Origin of the sequence: Paracoccus marcusii (assembly GCF_006151785.1) — a bacterium.
GTDB classification, from domain to species: domain Bacteria; phylum Pseudomonadota; class Alphaproteobacteria; order Rhodobacterales; family Rhodobacteraceae; genus Paracoccus; species Paracoccus marcusii.
In genome coordinates, this window is record NZ_VDDD01000017.1 from 25,486 (window position 1) to 39,670 (window position 14,185).

The following is a 14,185-nucleotide window of genomic DNA, read 5'->3' on the forward strand; positions in this document are numbered from 1 at the left end:
CAAGCGAAGATCAGGCCAGCGAGGAATCGATGCCCTTGCAGGCCTCGACCAGACCCTTCACGGCCTCGATCGACTTGTCCATCATCGCCTGTTCGTCGCGGTCCAGCTTGATGTCGATGATCTTTTCCACGCCGCCGGCGCCGATCACGGTCGGCACGCCGACATACATGCCCTTCAGGCCATAGGCACCGTCCACATGCGCCGCGCAGGGCAGGACGCGCTTCTGGTCCTTCAGGTACGCCTCGGCCATCTCGATGGCGCTGGTCGCGGGGGCATAGAACGCGCTGCCGGTCTTCAGCAGGCCCACGATCTCGGCGCCGCCGTCGCGGGTGCGCTGGACGATGCCGTCCAGTTTCTCCTGCGTGGTCCAGCCCATCTTGACCAGGTCGGGCAGCGGGATGCCCGCCACGGTGGAGTATCGGGTCAGCGGCACCATCGTGTCGCCATGGCCGCCCAGCACGAAGGCCGTCACGTCACGCATCGACACGTTGAACTCCAGCGACAGGAAGTGCCGGAAGCGCGCCGAATCCAGCACGCCGGCCATGCCGCAGACCTTGTTGTGGGGCAGGCCGCTGAACTCGCGCAGCGCCCAGACCATCGCGTCCAGCGGGTTGGTGATGCAGATCACGAAGGCGTCGGGGGCGTGCTTGGCGATGCCCTCGCCCACGGATTTCATGACCTTGAGGTTGATGCCCAAGAGGTCGTCGCGGCTCATGCCCGGCTTGCGCGGAACGCCCGCGGTCACGATGCAGACGTCGGCGCCGGCGATGTCGGCGTAATCGTTGGCGCCCTTCATGCGGGCGTCGAATCCCTCGGACGGGCCCGATTGCGCGATGTCCAGCGCCTTGCCCTGCGGCGTGCCTTCCGAGATGTCGAACAGGACGACGTCGCCCAGTTCCTTCATCGCGGCCAGATGCGCCAGCGTGCCGCCGATCTGCCCCGCACCGATCAGTGCGATTTTGGGTCGGGCCATGGTTAACCTCCGATTGGGTGGTGAAAAGGTGCGGCAGGGGTAAGCGGTCGCGCAAGGAATCGCAAGACGGTCCCACGGCCGGGTGGCATGGTTGTGCTAACACTTGTCTTCATCCCCGCCACGGGCCACAGATTGCACGTCGTGCAGGGAGAGGCCCATGCTGGAATTGTCGGGCGCGGGCTGGGCGCTGGCCGTGATCGCGGCGATCGCCGTGGGCCTGTCCAAGGGCGGGCTGGCGATGGTGGGCATCATCAGCGTGCCCCTGATGTCGCTGGTGATGTCGCCGGTGCAGGCGGCGGGGCTGCTGCTGCCGATCTACGTGGTGTCCGACGTGGGCGGGCTGATCGCGTTCCGCCGCAACCTGGACCGGCGCGTGCTGCTGCTGGCGCTGCCCCGGGGCGATGGGGGGGATCGCGGTGGGCTGGGCCACGGCCAGCATCGTGCCGGTGCGGGGCGTCACGCTGATCGTGGGGGTCATCGGGTTGGGATTCGCGCTGAACGCGCTGATCCGACCGGCACTGGACGCCGTGCCCCGGCCCGCGCGGGGCAGGGCGGCCACCATCTGGGGCGGGCTTGCGGGTTACACCAGCTTCGTCAGCCATGCGGGCGCGCCGCTGTGGCAGGTCTATGCCCAGCCCCTGCGTCTGTCGCCGCTGATCTATGCAGGCACGACGACCTGGTTCTTTGCCATCGGCAACTGGGTCAAGCTGATCCCCTATGCCGCCTTGGGCCAACTGTCGCCGGCGAACCTGGCCACGGCGGCGGTGCTGATGCCGGTGTCGCTGGCGGCGGTCTGGGTGGGGCTGCGGCTGGTGCGGATCATTCCACCCGCGCTGTTCTATCGGCTGATCACCTGGGGTCTGCTGGCGGTGTCGCTGCGGCTGATCTGGCAGGGGCTGGCGGGCTGATCGCCGCAGTGCGGCATTTTTCGCTTGCCATATATGGCGCAACGCGGCACCAAGGCGCAACATTGTTGCCCGGAGGTTTCTCATGGCTCGTCCCTACCGCTCGGTTCTGTACATCCCCGCCGCCAATGCCCGTGCGATGGAAAAGGCCCGTGGCCTTGCCGCCGACGCGATCATCTTTGACCTCGAGGATGCTGTGGCCCCCGATGCCAAGGCCGCCGCGCGCGACGCGCTGGCCCAGGCCCTGACCCAGGATTACGGCCCCCGTGCGCGGATCGTGCGCATCAATGCGCTGTCCACGGCATGGGGCGCGGACGATGCCAGCGCCTGCGCCGGGCTGGACATCGATGCGGTGCTGATCCCCAAGGTGGACGGCCCGGACGATCTGGACCGCGTGGCCGCGCTGATCCCCGACACGCCGCTCTGGGCGATGATGGAGACACCCCTGGGCATGCTGAACGCCGCCGGCATCGCGGCGCATCCGCGGCTGGCGGGGATGGTGATGGGCACGAACGACCTGGCCAAGGATCTGGGCAGCCGCTTCCGCGCCGACCGCCTGCCGATGATGGCCGGGCTGGGGCTGTGCCTGCTGGCGGCCAAGGCGCATGGGGTGGTGATCGTCGACGGCGTCTTCAACGCCTTCAAGGACGAAGACGGCCTGCGCGCGGAATGCGAACAGGGCCGCGACATGGGGTTCGACGGCAAGACCCTGATCCACCCCGCCCAACTGGACATCGCCAACGCCGCCTTCGCGCCCACCGAGGAGGAGGTCGCCCTGGCCCGCCGCCAGATCGAGGCGTTTGATGCGGCCACCGCGCAGGGGCAGGGTGTCGCCGTCGTCGATGGCCGCATCGTCGAGAACCTGCACGTCGCCACCGCGCGCCAGACGCTGGACCGTGCGCAGGCGATTGCGGCCATGGCGCAATAAGGGCAGTCTGCGCGCCACAAGCTCCAGCAAGAGGAAAGCCAGATGCTGATCCTGATCCTAGGCGTGGCCCTGTGGTGGGCGGCGCATCTCTACAAGCGGGTGGCCCCCGCCAGCCGCGCCTCGATGGGCGAGCGGGGCAAAGGCATGGTCACGGGCCTGTTGGTCCTGTCGATCATCCTGATGGTCATCGGCTATCAGGGCGCGACGGGCGCGTTCTTCTGGGGGCCGAACCCGGCGCTGGTGGGAATCAACAACCTGCTGGTCCTGGTCGCCCTCTATCTGTTCGCGGCCAGCGGCATGAAGACCCGCGTGACCGCGATGACCCGCCACCCGATGCTGTGGGGCTTTGCCCTGTGGGCGGGCGCGCATCTGCTGGTGAACGGCGACACGCCGTCCTTCATCCTGTTCGGCGGCCTCTTGGCCTGGTCCTTCGTCGAGATGGTGGCGATCAACCGCGCCAGCCCCTGGGTCCGCCCGACCGGACCCTTCCCCGCCCGCAAGGAGGCGATGGCCGCCGTCGGCGCCGTCATCGTCATGATCGTGATCGGCCTGATCCACGGCTGGATCGGCCCCTGGCCCTTCGGAGGAGCCTGACATGCCCCTGATCTATCGCTGCATCACCGACGACGACACGTCCAAGTTCTGCCACCGCGTCAGCGAGGCCCTGTCCAAGGGCTGGTCGCTGCATGGCAGCCCGTCAATGGCCCATGACCCGATCAAGGGCGTGATGCGCATGGGGCAGGCCGTCACCAAGGAGATCGAGGCCGAATACCACCCCGACATGAAGCTGGGACAGCAATGACCAAGACCAATCCCGGCCGGTTCTTCGAGGATTACACCGTCGGCCAGACCATCCGCCACGCCGTGCCCCGCACCGTGGCGGAAGGCGAACGGGCGCTGTACCACGCGCTCTATCCTGCGCGGCATGCGCTGTATTCGTCGGACGAATTCGCGATCACCTGTGGTCTGGACGGCAGCCCGCTGGACGATCTGCTGGCCTTCCACACGGTCTTCGGCAAGACGGTGCCCGATGTCAGCCTGAACGCGGTGGCCAATCTGGGATACGCCCAGGGGCGCTGGCTGCGGCCGGTCTGGCCCGGCGACACGCTGCGCTCCGAGAGCGAGGTGATCGGCCTGCGGCAGAACTCCAACGGCCAGTCGGGCGTGGTCTGGGTGCGGACCCAGGGTCTGAACCAGGTGGACGAAGTCGTGCTGGACTATGTCCGGTGGGTCATGGTCCGCAAGCGCGACCCCCAGTCCCCCGCGCCCGAGGCGGTGGTTCCCGATCTGGCCGACAGCGTCGACGCGGCCGACCTGATCGTGCCGGAGGGGTTGAGCTTTGCCGAATACGACTTTGATCTGGCAGGGGAACCGCACCGATGGGGCGATTATGCCGTGGGCGAGGTCATCGATCATGTCGACGCCGTCACCATCGAGGAGGCCGAGCACATGCTGGCCACCCGCCTGTGGCAGAACACGGCCAAGGTGCATTTCGACGCCACGCATCGTCCCGACGGGCGGCGGCTGATCTATGGCGGCCATGTCATTAGCCTGGCGCGCGCGCTGTCCTTCAACGGGTTGGCCAACGCGCAGATGATCGTGGCGCTGAATGCCGGAGCGCATGCCAATCCATGCTTTGCCGGCGATACGGTGCGCGCCTGGTCCCAGGTGCTGGAGCGTGCGCCGACGGATGCGCCGGGCATCGGCGCGATCCGCCTGCGGCTGGTCGCGACGCGGAACGGCGCGCCGGCCGGCACGCTGCGCGACGATCAGGGCAAGTACCTGCCGGACGTGCTGCTGGATCTGGACTATTGGGCGCTGATGCCGGTGTGACGGCGCGTCGAGTCGCGACGTTTCGATGTCCGCCGCTAACGGCGGGAAACCTGTGATCACAGCCGCCGTGCCTGTGATCACAAAGCCCCATTTCCGCGTCATTTGCGCGCGCGGGGTGGTATCTGCGGATGACAGATGGCATCTGTAGCGTCAAGAACGGCACCAATCGCCAGCCCGCGCGGCCAGCCCGGTCCCTTCCGGGCCCCTGCGACGGGACAAGCTGAACCGACAAAGGAGGGCCGCCGATGGCCGACGTGAACCGGGGCAACCGGCCCCTTTCCCCCCATCTTCAGGTCTATCGCCTGCCGATCCCCGCGGTCACCTCGATCCTGACGCGCATCACCGGGCACGCACTGTCGGTGGGCATCCTGCTGCTGGTCTGGTGGCTGGTCGCCGCAGTCAGCAGCCCCGGCGCCTTCGCCACGGCCGATTGGGTCCTGCGGTCCTGGCTGGGCTTCCTGATCATGACAGCCTCCACCTGGGCGCTGTGGTTCCACGCGCTGTCGGGCGTGCGCCACTTGTTCTACGACAACGGCCTGGGCCTTGAGATCGACGAGGCCAAGCGCGGCTCCTGGGCCATCATCATCGGTTCGGTCGCGCTGACCGTGCTGAGCCTGATCATCTTCTTCATCGGCTGAGGGCATCATGCGTTACATCACCCCCCGCAAGGCCGCCCAGGGTCTGGGCTCTGCCCGCGCCGGCACCGCGCATCACTGGAACATCACGATGAGCAGCTATGCGCTGATCGTGCTGACGCCCTTGTTCCTGATCGCCGTGGGCGGCGCCATCGGCCTGCCCCAGGATCAGGTCGTGGCCCATTTCGGCCGACCCTTTCCCGGCATCATCACCGCGCTGTTCGTCATCGTAGGCATGATCCATTTCATTAAGGGCTCTCAGGGCGGGGCAATCGCGGACTATGTCCACGGCACCGCCCAGCAACTGACGATGGTCGCCATCGCGATCTTTGGCTGGGGCGTGATCGCCGCCGCCATCTTTGCGCTGGCCAAGATGGCCTTCACCCTTCCCGCGATCTGAGGACGACATGGCAGCTTACGAAACAATCGTTCATGACTATGACGTGGTCGTCGTCGGGGCCGGCGGCGCGGGTCTGCGCGCGACGCTCGGCATGGCCGAACAGGGGCTGCGCACGGCCTGCGTGACCAAGGTCTTTCCGACGCGCTCGCACACCGTCGCGGCCCAGGGCGGCATCGCCGCGTCGCTGTCCAACATGGGCCCCGACAGCTGGCAGTGGCACATGTACGACACCGTCAAGGGGTCGGACTGGCTGGGCGACACCGACGCCATGGAATACCTGGCGCGCGAGGCCCCCAAGGCCGTCTACGAGCTTGAGCATTACGGCGTCCCGTTCAGCCGGACCGAGGACGGGCGCATCTATCAGCGCCCCTTCGGCGGCCATACCACCGAATACGGCGAAGGCCCCCCGGTCCAGCGCACCTGCGCCGCGGCCGACCGCACCGGCCACGCCATCCTGCACACCCTGTACGGCCAGTCGCTGAAGAACAACGCGGAGTTCTTCATCGAATATTTCGCGTTGGACCTGATCATCACCGATGGCCGCTGCACCGGCGTCGTCTGCTGGAAGCTGGATGACGGCACGATGCACGTCTTCAACGCCAAGATGGTGGTGCTGGCGACCGGCGGCTATGGCCGCGCCTATTTCAGCGCGACCAGCGCCCATACCTGCACCGGCGACGGTGGCGGCATGGTCGCCCGCGCGGGCCTGCCGCTGCAGGACATGGAATTCGTGCAGTTCCACCCGACCGGCATCTACGGCTCGGGCTGCCTGATCACCGAAGGCGCGCGGGGCGAAGGCGGTTACCTGACGAACTCGGAAGGCGAGCGGTTCATGGAGCGCTATGCGCCCACTTACAAGGACCTGGCCAGCCGCGACGTCGTCAGCCGCTGCATGACGATGGAGATCCGCGAAGGTCGCGGCGTCGGTCCCGACAAGGACCACATCTTCCTGAACCTGATGCACCTGCCGCCGGAGACGCTGGACCTGCGCCTGCCCGGCATCAGTGAAAGCGCCAAGATCTTTGCCGGTGTCGATCTGACCCGTGCGCCGATCCCGGTTTTGCCGACGGTTCACTACAACATGGGTGGAATTCCCACGAACTATTGGGGCGAAGTCCTTGCGCCGACGGAAGAAAATCCCGATGCGATCTTCCCCGGCCTGATGGCCGTGGGCGAGGCTGGCTGTGCGTCGGTGCATGGTGCGAACCGTCTTGGGTCGAACAGCTTGATCGACCTGGTGGTGTTCGGCCGCGCCGCCGCGATCCGCGCCGGCGAGGTCGTGGACCGTGCCGGTGCCGTTCCCGCAACCAACAAGGCCGAGGTCGACCGCGCGCTGGACCGTTTCGACGGGCTGCGCCATGCCAAAGGCACCATGGCCACCGCGGAGCTGCGCGACCAGATGCAGCGCACGATGCAGCTGGATGCTGCCGTCTTCCGCACCGACAAGACCCTGGCCGAGGGCGTGGTCAAGATGGAGGGCATCGCGGGCAAGATGGATGACATCAAGGTCACCGATCGCGGATTGATCTGGAACACGGACCTGATGGAAACGTTGGAGCTGACCAACCTGATGCCCAACGCCCTGACAACGATCGTCGCGGCCGAGGCCCGCAAGGAGAGCCGCGGCGCCCATGCGCACGAGGATTACCCTGAGCGGGATGACGCCAACTGGCGCAAGCATTCGCTTGCCTGGGTCGATGGGAACAAGGTTAAACTGGCCTACCGCCCCGTCCACCTGGAGCCGTTGACCACGGCCGAGGAAGGCGGGATCGACCTGCAAAAGATCGCTCCGAAGAAAAGGGTTTACTGATGCGCTTCAATCTCATCGCCGCTTTCGGCATTGCCGCCGCCACCCTGGCGGGCTGCGTCGCCCCGGTCCCCATGACCGGCCCCGCCGTGCCGACCGCCCCCGGCGTCGCGCCCGCGCCGACCGTGCTGGACGCGGCGTCGCGCCAGATCGCCCGCAACGTCGTCGACAGCGAGATGCAGCGCCGCCTGCCGGGCGTCAATGTCACGCCCTATACCGACTGCGTGGTCAACAACGCCTCGACCGCCGAGCTGATCGACATCGCGCAGATGTCGCGCTCGGGCGTGACCGGCACCGCCGACAGCGTGGCCGCGATCGTGTCGCGTCCGGCGACGACGCAGTGCATCGCCGCCGCGGCGCGCACGGCGTGATCTGATGATCGCGCGGGCAATCTTCGTGGGTCTGCTGCCTGTGGTGGCGGCCTGCGGTCCGGTCCCGGTGGACCAGGCCGAACGAAGCTGCCTGCGCGACGCCGAAATGGCCGAACGCCCGCGCGGGAGTATCGCGATGGGTGTCGGCTCGGGGTCGGGGGGCACGCGTGGCTTTGGCAGCGTCGAGCTGGAGATCAGTAGCGACTACATCCGCGGCCGCGATCCGTCCGACGTCTTCAACCGCTGCGTCCAGCGCCGGTCGGGCCAGATGCCCGAGCGCGCGCTGGCCGACCAGCCCGGCTGGCGGGGGACGCCGTGAGCCGTCCGCTGTTCCTGCATGTCGGCGTCCAGAAGACCGGTACCACCAGCCTGCAACGGTTCCTGCGCCGTTCGGCCCCGGTGCTGGCGGACGCGGTCGTGATCCGCACGCCCGAGGAGGGGACGCCGATGCGTCCGCTTGGACGTGCGGCCATCGCATGCAGCCTTGCCCCCGACGATGATCACCGCGCCACGCTGGTCTCGACGTTCGAGACGGTGCTGGACGGTCTGCCGGACGACGACCGCCCGGTGATCCTGTCCCATGAGAATCTGGCCGGCGCGATGCCCGGCAACGGCGGAGAGACCCGTCTGTTCCCGGCACTGCCCGCGATGCTGGCGACGCTGGTGCAGGTCGCGGCCGATCGCGGCTTTGCCCCGCATGTGGTGGTCTATACCCGTCGGATGACGGCGTGGCTTCCGTCGGTCTGGGCGCAGGCCGTGCGCACCGACGGCTATGCCTTGACGCTGCCCGAATTCCGCGCGCAGACGTCCGAACTGCCCGGATGGGGCGACCTGCTGCGGCGGTTGGACGGCGCGCTGTCGTCTGTTCCTGTTACCCGGCTGCGTTTGGAGGACGAGGCGGACGCCGATCGTCCCGGCCGTCAGCTGCTGTCGCTGGTGGGTGTCCCTGATGCGCGTTTGGACGCATTGCCGCCGCTGGAATCCCGCGCGATGGAGCGTCTGACGCCCGGCGCCACTGAATTCCTGCGCCGCCTGAACGGGCTGGCGCTGAACCCTCATGCCCGCGACCGGGTGGCCGATCTGGTGGCCCGGTCGCAACCCCTGTTTGCGGCCCATGTGCCGTCCGAAGGCACTCTCTGAAAGGAGCTACCCATGGTCCAGTTCACCCTGCCCAAGAACAGTCAGATCCGCGTCGGCAAGACCTGGCCCAAGCCCGAGGGCGCAACCAACGTAAAGAAGTTCAAGATCTATCGGTGGGACCCCGAGACTGGCGAGAATCCGCGTCTGGACACGTATTTCGTCGATCTGGACAAGTGCGGGCCGATGATGCTGGACGCCCTGATCAAGATCAAGGCAGAGATCGACCCGACCCTGTCCTTCCGCCGGTCCTGCCGCGAGGGGATCTGCGGGTCCTGCGCGATGGTGATCGACGGCGGCAACAAGCTGGCCTGCATCTTCGGCATCGACGAGGTCAAGGGCGACGTCGCGATCTATCCGTTGCCGCACATGCCGGTGGTCAAGGACCTGGTGCCGGACCTGACGCATTTCTATGCGCAGCACGCGTCCGTGAACCCCTATCTGCAGACCAAGACGCCGACCCCCGGCAAGGAGTGGAGGCAGTCGATCGAGGACCGCAAGAAGCTGGACGGATTGTACGAGTGCATCCTGTGCGCCTCCTGTTCGACGGCCTGCCCGTCGTACTGGTGGAACGGCGATCGGTACCTGGGGCCGGCCGCGCTGCTGCACGCCTATCGCTGGATCATCGACTCGCGCGACGAGGCGACGGGCGAGCGTTTGGACGAGCTTGAGGATCCCTTCAAGCTGTATCGCTGCCACACGATCATGAACTGCACCAACACCTGCCCCAAGGGGTTGAACCCCGCCAAGGCCATCGCGTCGATCAAGCACATGATGGTGGAACGCGCGGTCTGATTGCGTCCCGCGACGGCCGGCGGGGGGCCAGCCCCCCGCACCCCCCGCCGAGGGGACGTGCCGTCCCCTCGGGCTCCCCTGCGGCAGGGCGGACATACAAAGACGGCCCGGAGAGCAATCTCCGGGCCGTTTTCGTTTGGGGGGCTTTAGCCTTCGATGCGGGTGAAGTCGGCGATCTGGCGACCGGCTTCGCGGATGCGGGACAGCAGGTTCAGGCGGTTGCGCCGGACGATCTGGCTGTCGGTGTTGACCTGCACGGCCTCGAAGAACGCGTCGATCGGCGTGCGCAGGGCTGCGATGGCGGTCATGGCTGCGGGGAAGTCCTGCCTGGCCATGGCGTGGCGGATCGCCGGTTCGGCGGTGTCCAACGCGGTGAAGAGGGCGCGTTCCTGGTCCGTCTCGGCGAACTTGACGTCGGCGCCGAAGCTGTATTCGACGCCGTCCTTCTCCTCGGCCTGGGCCAGGATATTGCCGGCGCGTTTCAGGCCCTGGGTCAGGTTGCGGCCGTCCTCAGTCGCCAGCATCGCGTTCAGTGCGGTAGTGCGGGCCACCACGCGGACCAAGTCGTCATTGCCCTCCTGCGCCAGCACCGCGTCGATGATGTCGTGGCGGATGCTCTGATCGCGCAGATAGACCTTCAGGCGGTCGTGGAGGAAGGAGAGGAGGTCCCGCAAATATTGGTCAGGAGATGGGCCGACGATCCCGCTGTCGCTTTCGGCGTGCAACATGTCGGACTTCCGCACCATTGTCGACATGACGCTCTGAAGGGGCACAGTGAGGTTGTTCCCGACGATCAGCCGGATCACCCCCAAGGCCGCCCGTCGCAGTGCGAAGGGGTCCTTCGACCCGGTCGGCTTTTCGTCGATGGCCCAGAACCCCGTCAGCGTATCCATCTTGTCGGCCAGCGCCACGGCGACCGAGACCGGCGCGGTGGGCACCGCGTCGGAGGGGCCGAGGGGCGAGTAGTGGTCGCGGGCGGCGTCGGCGACCGCCGCGGGTTCGCCGGCCTCGAGCGCGTAGTAGCGGCCCATCGTGCCCTGCAGTTCGGGGAACTCTCCGACCATGGCCGAGCGCAGGTCCAGCTTGGCCAGGCGCGCGGCGCGTTCGGCCTGATCGGGATCGGCGCCGACCAAGGGAGCGATTTCGCGGGCCAGGGCCGCGATGCGTTCGATCCGGTCGGCCTGCGAGCCGAGCTTGTTGTGGAAGGTGACCGAAGCCAGGCCCGCGGCCCAGGCCGCCATTCCTGATTTCGCCTCGCGTAGGTCGTTTTCCCAGAAGAACGCCGCGTCCGACAGGCGCGCGGCCAGGACGCGCTGGTTGCCGGCCAGGATCGTCGCGCCGTCGTCGGGCGTCTGGATGTTGGCGACGGTCACGAACCCTTCGATCCGGCCCGTTGACGGATTGCGGGCCGAGAAGAACTTCTGGTGCTCCTTCATCGAGGTCTGCAGCACCTCGGGGGGCAGGGCCAGAAAGCGGTCCTCGATCACGCCCATCAGGGGCACGGGCCATTCGACCAGGCCCGCGACCTCGGCCAGCAGGGCGTCGTCGGGGACGATCTGCCAGCCGCGTGCAAAGGCCAGGTTGTCGGCCTGCGACCGGATCTCGGCGGCGCGCTCCTGGGTGTCCAGCATCACGCGGGCGCGGCGCAGCTTGGCGGCATAGTCGTCAAAGCCGCTGACCGTGAACACGTCGGGCGCCATGAAGCGGTGGCCGCGGGTGGTGTTGCCCGCTGCAATGCCGTCGACGGTCAGCGGCACAACGGTCGCGCCGGCCTCGTCCGACAGGATGCACAGGATCGAATGCAGCGGGCGCACCCACCGCAGGCTGCCCGACCCCCACCGCATGGATTTGGGCCAGGGGAAATTGCGGATTGTCGTCTCCAGCACTTCGGCCACGATGTCGGCGGCGGGGCGGCCGGGCTTGGTGACGGTCGCGTACCAGACCTGGCCCTTCTTGTCGTCGCGGGCCTGCAGCTGGTCGCGGGTCAGCCCGGTGGATCGCAAAAAGCCCTCCAGCGCGGCATCGGGGGCGTCGGTGCGGGGGCCCTTGCGGTCCTCATGCGTGGTAGGGCTGGCGGCGGTCAGGCCCTCGACCGCCAGGGCCAGGCGGCGCGGCGTGCTGAAGGTACCTGCGCTGGCATAGGTCAGGCCGGCCTGAACCAGGCCATCGGTCACCAGGCGCTTGAGGTCCTCGCGCGCGCGGGCCTGCATGCGGGCGGGAATTTCCTCCGAGAAAAGCTCGATCAGCAGGTCGGGCATCAGTCCATCACTCCGCGTTCCGGGGTCTTGTCGTTGTATTGGTGCCAGCCGTAGACGCGGCCGTCGGGATAGACGGCCAGTACGCGGTCCACGTCGGGGCGGATCTCGCTGACCGACAGCACGGCGCGGGCGGCGCCGCTTTCCAGGTCGCCGCCGATCCGCGCTGCGTCGAAGCAGGCGAACCAGCCGGGCGCGTTCAGGGGCGTGGCGCCGTCAAAGGGCAGGGCGTCGGCGGGAACCGTGTCCACCGTGGCGCAGGCGCGCCAGCGCAGCGGGCTGCTGTCGGCGTCGATCCCCTCGAACCCGGTCAGGGTCAGGGGTCGTTCGCCGGCAGGGGTGGTCACCGCGATGGCGGCATCGGGGCCGTTCGGGTCGATCGGGTCATAGTATAGGTATTCCTGCGCGTACCACATGCCCGCGCCCGCGGCGATGGTGCTGCCCAGCAGGGCCAGCGCCGCGACCTTGCCCCAGTTCACGCGGGCGACCCCGCCGCATCGGTGGTCAGGAACAGATCGGCGCAGCCCTTGGCCAGCGCCCGAACCCGGCCGATATAGGCCTGGCGTTCCGTGACCGAGATCACACCGCGCGCGTCCAGCAGGTTGAACAGGTGGCTGGCCTTGATCGCCTGGTCATAGGCGGGATGCGCCATCGGGATGGTGCGGCCCGCGCCGTCGGTGCGGTCGGCGGCCAGGATGCGGGCGCATTCGGCCTCGGCGTCCTTGAAATGCTGGAACAGCATGTCCGTGTCGGCCTGGTCGAAGTTCCAGCGCGAGTATTCCTGTTCGGTCTGGCGGAAGATGTCGCCATAGGTCAGCGCGATCGGGCTGTCCGGGTCGTTGAAGGGCATGTCCATCACGTGTTCCGCGCCCAGCACGTACATGGCCAGGCGTTCCAGGCCATAGGTTAGCTCTCCGGAGACGGGGCGGCAGTCATGACCGCCGACCTGCTGGAAGTAGGTGAACTGGCTGACCTCCATGCCGTCGCACCAGACCTCCCAGCCCAGGCCCCATGCGCCGAGCGTAGGCGATTCCCAGTCATCCTCGACGAAGCGGACGTCATGGACCATCGGGTCCAGTCCGATGGCGCGCAGGCTGCCCAGATACAGCTCCTGCAGGTCGGGGGGCGACGGTTTGATGATGACCTGGAACTGATAGTAGTGCTGCAGGCGGTTGGGGTTCTCTCCGTACCGGCCATCGGTGGGGCGGCGCGACGGCTGGACATAGGCCGCGGCCCAGGCCCGCGATCCAAGAGAGCGCAGCGTGGTCCCGGGGTGGAACGTCCCGGCGCCCACCTCCATGTCATAGGGCTGCAGGACGGCGCAGCCCTGGCCTGCCCAATAGGTCTGCAGCGCCAAGATGATCTCCTGGAAACTGCGGGGTCGGTTGGGGCTGGTCATCGGGCCATCCTTTTGCGTAGATCGGGCAAGGCGTCTTCTAGGCGCGCGATGCAACAGGGTCAATGAAGGCCCGACGGCGGGCAGGACACCCGCGACAGGATGGACAGGATGACGACGCCTTTGCGCTTGGTGATGGGACTGGTCCTGGCGGGGGCGCTGCCCGGTGCGGCGCTGGCCCAGGGCGCGGTGATCCGTCTGGAGGCCAAGCGCGATCCCCAGGCGGCGGCGCAGGCGGCGCAGGGATGGGCCGACCGGTTCGACGGGGTCGTGACGCTGGCCCTGCCGGGCGGCTGGACGGGGATCGCCATTGGGCCGCTGCCCGAGGATCGCGCCGGGCCCCTGCTGGAGCGGCTGAAGCAGGCCGGCAAGGTGCCCCAGGACGCGTTCGTCAGCACCCCCGCGCCGGGGACCGCGCTGATGCCGGTGGGCGATACCGCGGCGACGGCCCCGGCTGTGGTGGCCCCGCCGTCGCCCGACGCCTATCTGCGGCTGGAATCGGTTCAGGCCGAACCCGAGGCCCGCGCCGCGCTGGCGCGGTTCCGGGCCGATTTCCCCGAGGCCGGGCTGTGGCGTCTGCCCGACGGGTGGTTCGCGGTGGCGCTTGGCCCGGTGGCCGAGGATGCGGCCTCCGCCTGGCTGCCGGTGCTGGCCAAGGCCGACATGATCCCGGACGACGCCATGCTGGCCCGCGCCGCCGATCTGGGCGAGGCGCTGGACGCGGGCCAGGCCCCGGACCTGCCCGCGCCC

The 14,185-nt window shown here is 68.0% G+C and carries 17 protein-coding genes and 1 pseudogene; 13 read left to right on the forward strand and 5 right to left on the reverse strand.

Features of this window, described 5'->3' with window-relative positions; all coding sequences use genetic code 11:
- Nucleotides 1–10 precede the first annotated feature (10 nt).
- Together mdh and FHD68_RS19470 are read right to left on the reverse strand one after the other, a co-directional pair.
- The gene (mdh, locus tag FHD68_RS04605) at nt 11–973 is read right to left on the reverse strand and encodes a malate dehydrogenase (RefSeq protein WP_045999436.1); all 963 of its coding nucleotides are present in this window, start codon (nt 971–973) and stop codon (nt 11–13) included.
- Between the two features lie 96 nt (nt 974–1,069).
- Nucleotides 1,070–1,225, reverse strand: coding sequence for a hypothetical protein (locus tag FHD68_RS19470; RefSeq protein ID WP_240542384.1), 156 nt, complete (start codon nt 1,223–1,225; stop codon nt 1,070–1,072).
- Nucleotides 1,226–1,374: 149 nt separating this feature from the next.
- Here FHD68_RS19470 and FHD68_RS04610 point away from each other — a divergent pair, with 149 nt between their 5' ends.
- The 12 genes from FHD68_RS04610 (at nt 1,375) to FHD68_RS04665 (ending at nt 9,784) form a co-directional block, all read left to right on the forward strand.
- Nucleotides 1,375–1,881, forward strand: a complete 507-nt coding sequence (locus FHD68_RS04610; RefSeq protein ID WP_244297761.1) for a sulfite exporter TauE/SafE family protein — start codon at nt 1,375–1,377, stop codon at nt 1,879–1,881.
- Between the two features lie 82 nt (nt 1,882–1,963).
- Nucleotides 1,964–2,806: an HpcH/HpaI aldolase/citrate lyase family protein gene (locus FHD68_RS04615; RefSeq protein WP_127898270.1), complete on the forward strand. Its 843-nt coding sequence runs from the start codon at nt 1,964–1,966 to the stop codon at nt 2,804–2,806.
- A 42-nt stretch (nt 2,807–2,848) separates the two neighbouring features.
- Complete coding sequence (locus FHD68_RS04620; RefSeq protein WP_127898271.1) at nt 2,849–3,400, forward strand: NnrU family protein; 552 nt, start codon at nt 2,849–2,851, stop codon at nt 3,398–3,400.
- 1 nt (nt 3,401) lies between these two features.
- The gene (locus tag FHD68_RS04625; RefSeq protein ID WP_045999432.1) at nt 3,402–3,608 is read left to right on the forward strand and encodes a DUF1737 domain-containing protein; all 207 of its coding nucleotides are present in this window, start codon (nt 3,402–3,404) and stop codon (nt 3,606–3,608) included.
- Nucleotides 3,605–4,639, forward strand: a complete 1,035-nt coding sequence (locus FHD68_RS04630) for a MaoC family dehydratase (RefSeq protein ID WP_127898272.1) — start codon at nt 3,605–3,607, stop codon at nt 4,637–4,639. Before FHD68_RS04625 ends, FHD68_RS04630 begins: the two co-directional genes overlap by 4 nt.
- Before the next feature lie 245 nt (nt 4,640–4,884).
- Nucleotides 4,885–5,277, forward strand: coding sequence for a succinate dehydrogenase, cytochrome b556 subunit (gene sdhC, locus FHD68_RS04635; RefSeq protein ID WP_127898273.1), 393 nt, complete (start codon nt 4,885–4,887; stop codon nt 5,275–5,277).
- 7 nt (nt 5,278–5,284) lie between these two features.
- On the forward strand, nt 5,285–5,674 hold the full coding sequence (locus FHD68_RS04640) for a succinate dehydrogenase, hydrophobic membrane anchor protein (RefSeq protein ID WP_045999429.1): 390 nt from the start codon (nt 5,285–5,287) through the stop codon (nt 5,672–5,674).
- A gap of 7 nt (nt 5,675–5,681) precedes the next feature.
- Entirely contained in the window at nt 5,682–7,484 is a 1,803-nt protein-coding gene (gene sdhA, locus FHD68_RS04645; RefSeq protein WP_127898274.1) for a succinate dehydrogenase flavoprotein subunit, read from the forward strand.
- Nucleotides 7,484–7,852, forward strand: a complete 369-nt coding sequence (locus tag FHD68_RS04650; protein ID WP_052715122.1) for a hypothetical protein — start codon at nt 7,484–7,486, stop codon at nt 7,850–7,852. The genes sdhA and FHD68_RS04650 overlap by 1 nt, the downstream gene beginning before the upstream one ends.
- Before the next feature lie 4 nt (nt 7,853–7,856).
- Nucleotides 7,857–8,171 carry a hypothetical protein gene (locus tag FHD68_RS04655; protein ID WP_127898275.1) on the forward strand — a complete coding sequence of 105 codons (315 nt, stop codon included), beginning with the start codon at nt 7,857–7,859 and terminating at the stop codon, nt 8,169–8,171.
- Entirely contained in the window at nt 8,168–8,992 is an 825-nt protein-coding gene (locus tag FHD68_RS04660; protein ID WP_127898276.1) for a hypothetical protein, read from the forward strand. The genes FHD68_RS04655 and FHD68_RS04660 overlap by 4 nt, the downstream gene beginning before the upstream one ends.
- A gap of 12 nt (nt 8,993–9,004) precedes the next feature.
- Nucleotides 9,005–9,784, forward strand: coding sequence for a succinate dehydrogenase iron-sulfur subunit (locus FHD68_RS04665; protein ID WP_127898277.1), 780 nt, complete (start codon nt 9,005–9,007; stop codon nt 9,782–9,784).
- A gap of 146 nt (nt 9,785–9,930) precedes the next feature.
- Here FHD68_RS04665 and glyS read toward each other — a convergent pair whose 3' ends face one another.
- The 3 genes from glyS to FHD68_RS04680 are packed head-to-tail and all read right to left on the reverse strand — an operon-like array spanning nt 9,931 to nt 13,438.
- Entirely contained in the window at nt 9,931–12,042 is a 2,112-nt protein-coding gene (glyS, locus tag FHD68_RS04670; protein ID WP_127898278.1) for a glycine--tRNA ligase subunit beta, read from the reverse strand.
- On the reverse strand, nt 12,042–12,518 hold the full coding sequence (locus tag FHD68_RS04675; RefSeq protein ID WP_045999423.1) for a DUF6446 family protein: 477 nt from the start codon (nt 12,516–12,518) through the stop codon (nt 12,042–12,044). The genes glyS and FHD68_RS04675 overlap by 1 nt, the downstream gene beginning before the upstream one ends.
- A complete protein-coding gene (locus FHD68_RS04680; RefSeq protein WP_045999422.1) occupies nt 12,515–13,438 on the reverse strand; it encodes a glycine--tRNA ligase subunit alpha in 924 nt (307 codons plus the stop codon). Before FHD68_RS04680 ends, FHD68_RS04675 begins: the two co-directional genes overlap by 4 nt.
- Before the next feature lie 108 nt (nt 13,439–13,546).
- On the opposite strand from FHD68_RS04680, the pseudogene FHD68_RS04685 reads away from it, so the two are divergent.
- Nucleotides 13,547–14,185 (forward strand): annotated as a pseudogene (locus tag FHD68_RS04685) (peptidoglycan-binding domain-containing protein); the annotation flags it as partial.

What these genes read in the sequence shown, in the direction of transcription:
- mdh (WP_045999436.1), bottom strand. Translation starts at nt 973, where the DNA reads ATGGCCCGACCCAAAATCGCACTGATCGGTGCGGGGCAGATCGGCGGC.
- FHD68_RS19470 (WP_240542384.1), bottom strand. Translation starts at nt 1,225, where the DNA reads ATGATGCCCACCATCGCCAGCCCGCCCTTGGACAGGCCCACGGCGATC.
- FHD68_RS04610 (WP_244297761.1), top strand. Translation starts at nt 1,375, where the DNA reads ATGGGGGGGATCGCGGTGGGCTGGGCCACGGCCAGCATCGTGCCGGTG.
- FHD68_RS04615 (WP_127898270.1), top strand. Translation starts at nt 1,964, where the DNA reads ATGGCTCGTCCCTACCGCTCGGTTCTGTACATCCCCGCCGCCAATGCC.
- FHD68_RS04620 (WP_127898271.1), top strand. Translation starts at nt 2,849, where the DNA reads ATGCTGATCCTGATCCTAGGCGTGGCCCTGTGGTGGGCGGCGCATCTC.
- FHD68_RS04625 (WP_045999432.1), top strand. Translation starts at nt 3,402, where the DNA reads ATGCCCCTGATCTATCGCTGCATCACCGACGACGACACGTCCAAGTTC.
- FHD68_RS04630 (WP_127898272.1), top strand. Translation starts at nt 3,605, where the DNA reads ATGACCAAGACCAATCCCGGCCGGTTCTTCGAGGATTACACCGTCGGC.
- sdhC (WP_127898273.1), top strand. Translation starts at nt 4,885, where the DNA reads ATGGCCGACGTGAACCGGGGCAACCGGCCCCTTTCCCCCCATCTTCAG.
- FHD68_RS04640 (WP_045999429.1), top strand. Translation starts at nt 5,285, where the DNA reads ATGCGTTACATCACCCCCCGCAAGGCCGCCCAGGGTCTGGGCTCTGCC.
- sdhA (WP_127898274.1), top strand. Translation starts at nt 5,682, where the DNA reads ATGGCAGCTTACGAAACAATCGTTCATGACTATGACGTGGTCGTCGTC.
- FHD68_RS04650 (WP_052715122.1), top strand. Translation starts at nt 7,484, where the DNA reads ATGCGCTTCAATCTCATCGCCGCTTTCGGCATTGCCGCCGCCACCCTG.
- FHD68_RS04655 (WP_127898275.1), top strand. Translation starts at nt 7,857, where the DNA reads ATGATCGCGCGGGCAATCTTCGTGGGTCTGCTGCCTGTGGTGGCGGCC.
- FHD68_RS04665 (WP_127898277.1), top strand. Translation starts at nt 9,005, where the DNA reads ATGGTCCAGTTCACCCTGCCCAAGAACAGTCAGATCCGCGTCGGCAAG.
- glyS (WP_127898278.1), bottom strand. Translation starts at nt 12,042, where the DNA reads ATGCCCGACCTGCTGATCGAGCTTTTCTCGGAGGAAATTCCCGCCCGC.
- FHD68_RS04680 (WP_045999422.1), bottom strand. Translation starts at nt 13,438, where the DNA reads ATGACCAGCCCCAACCGACCCCGCAGTTTCCAGGAGATCATCTTGGCG.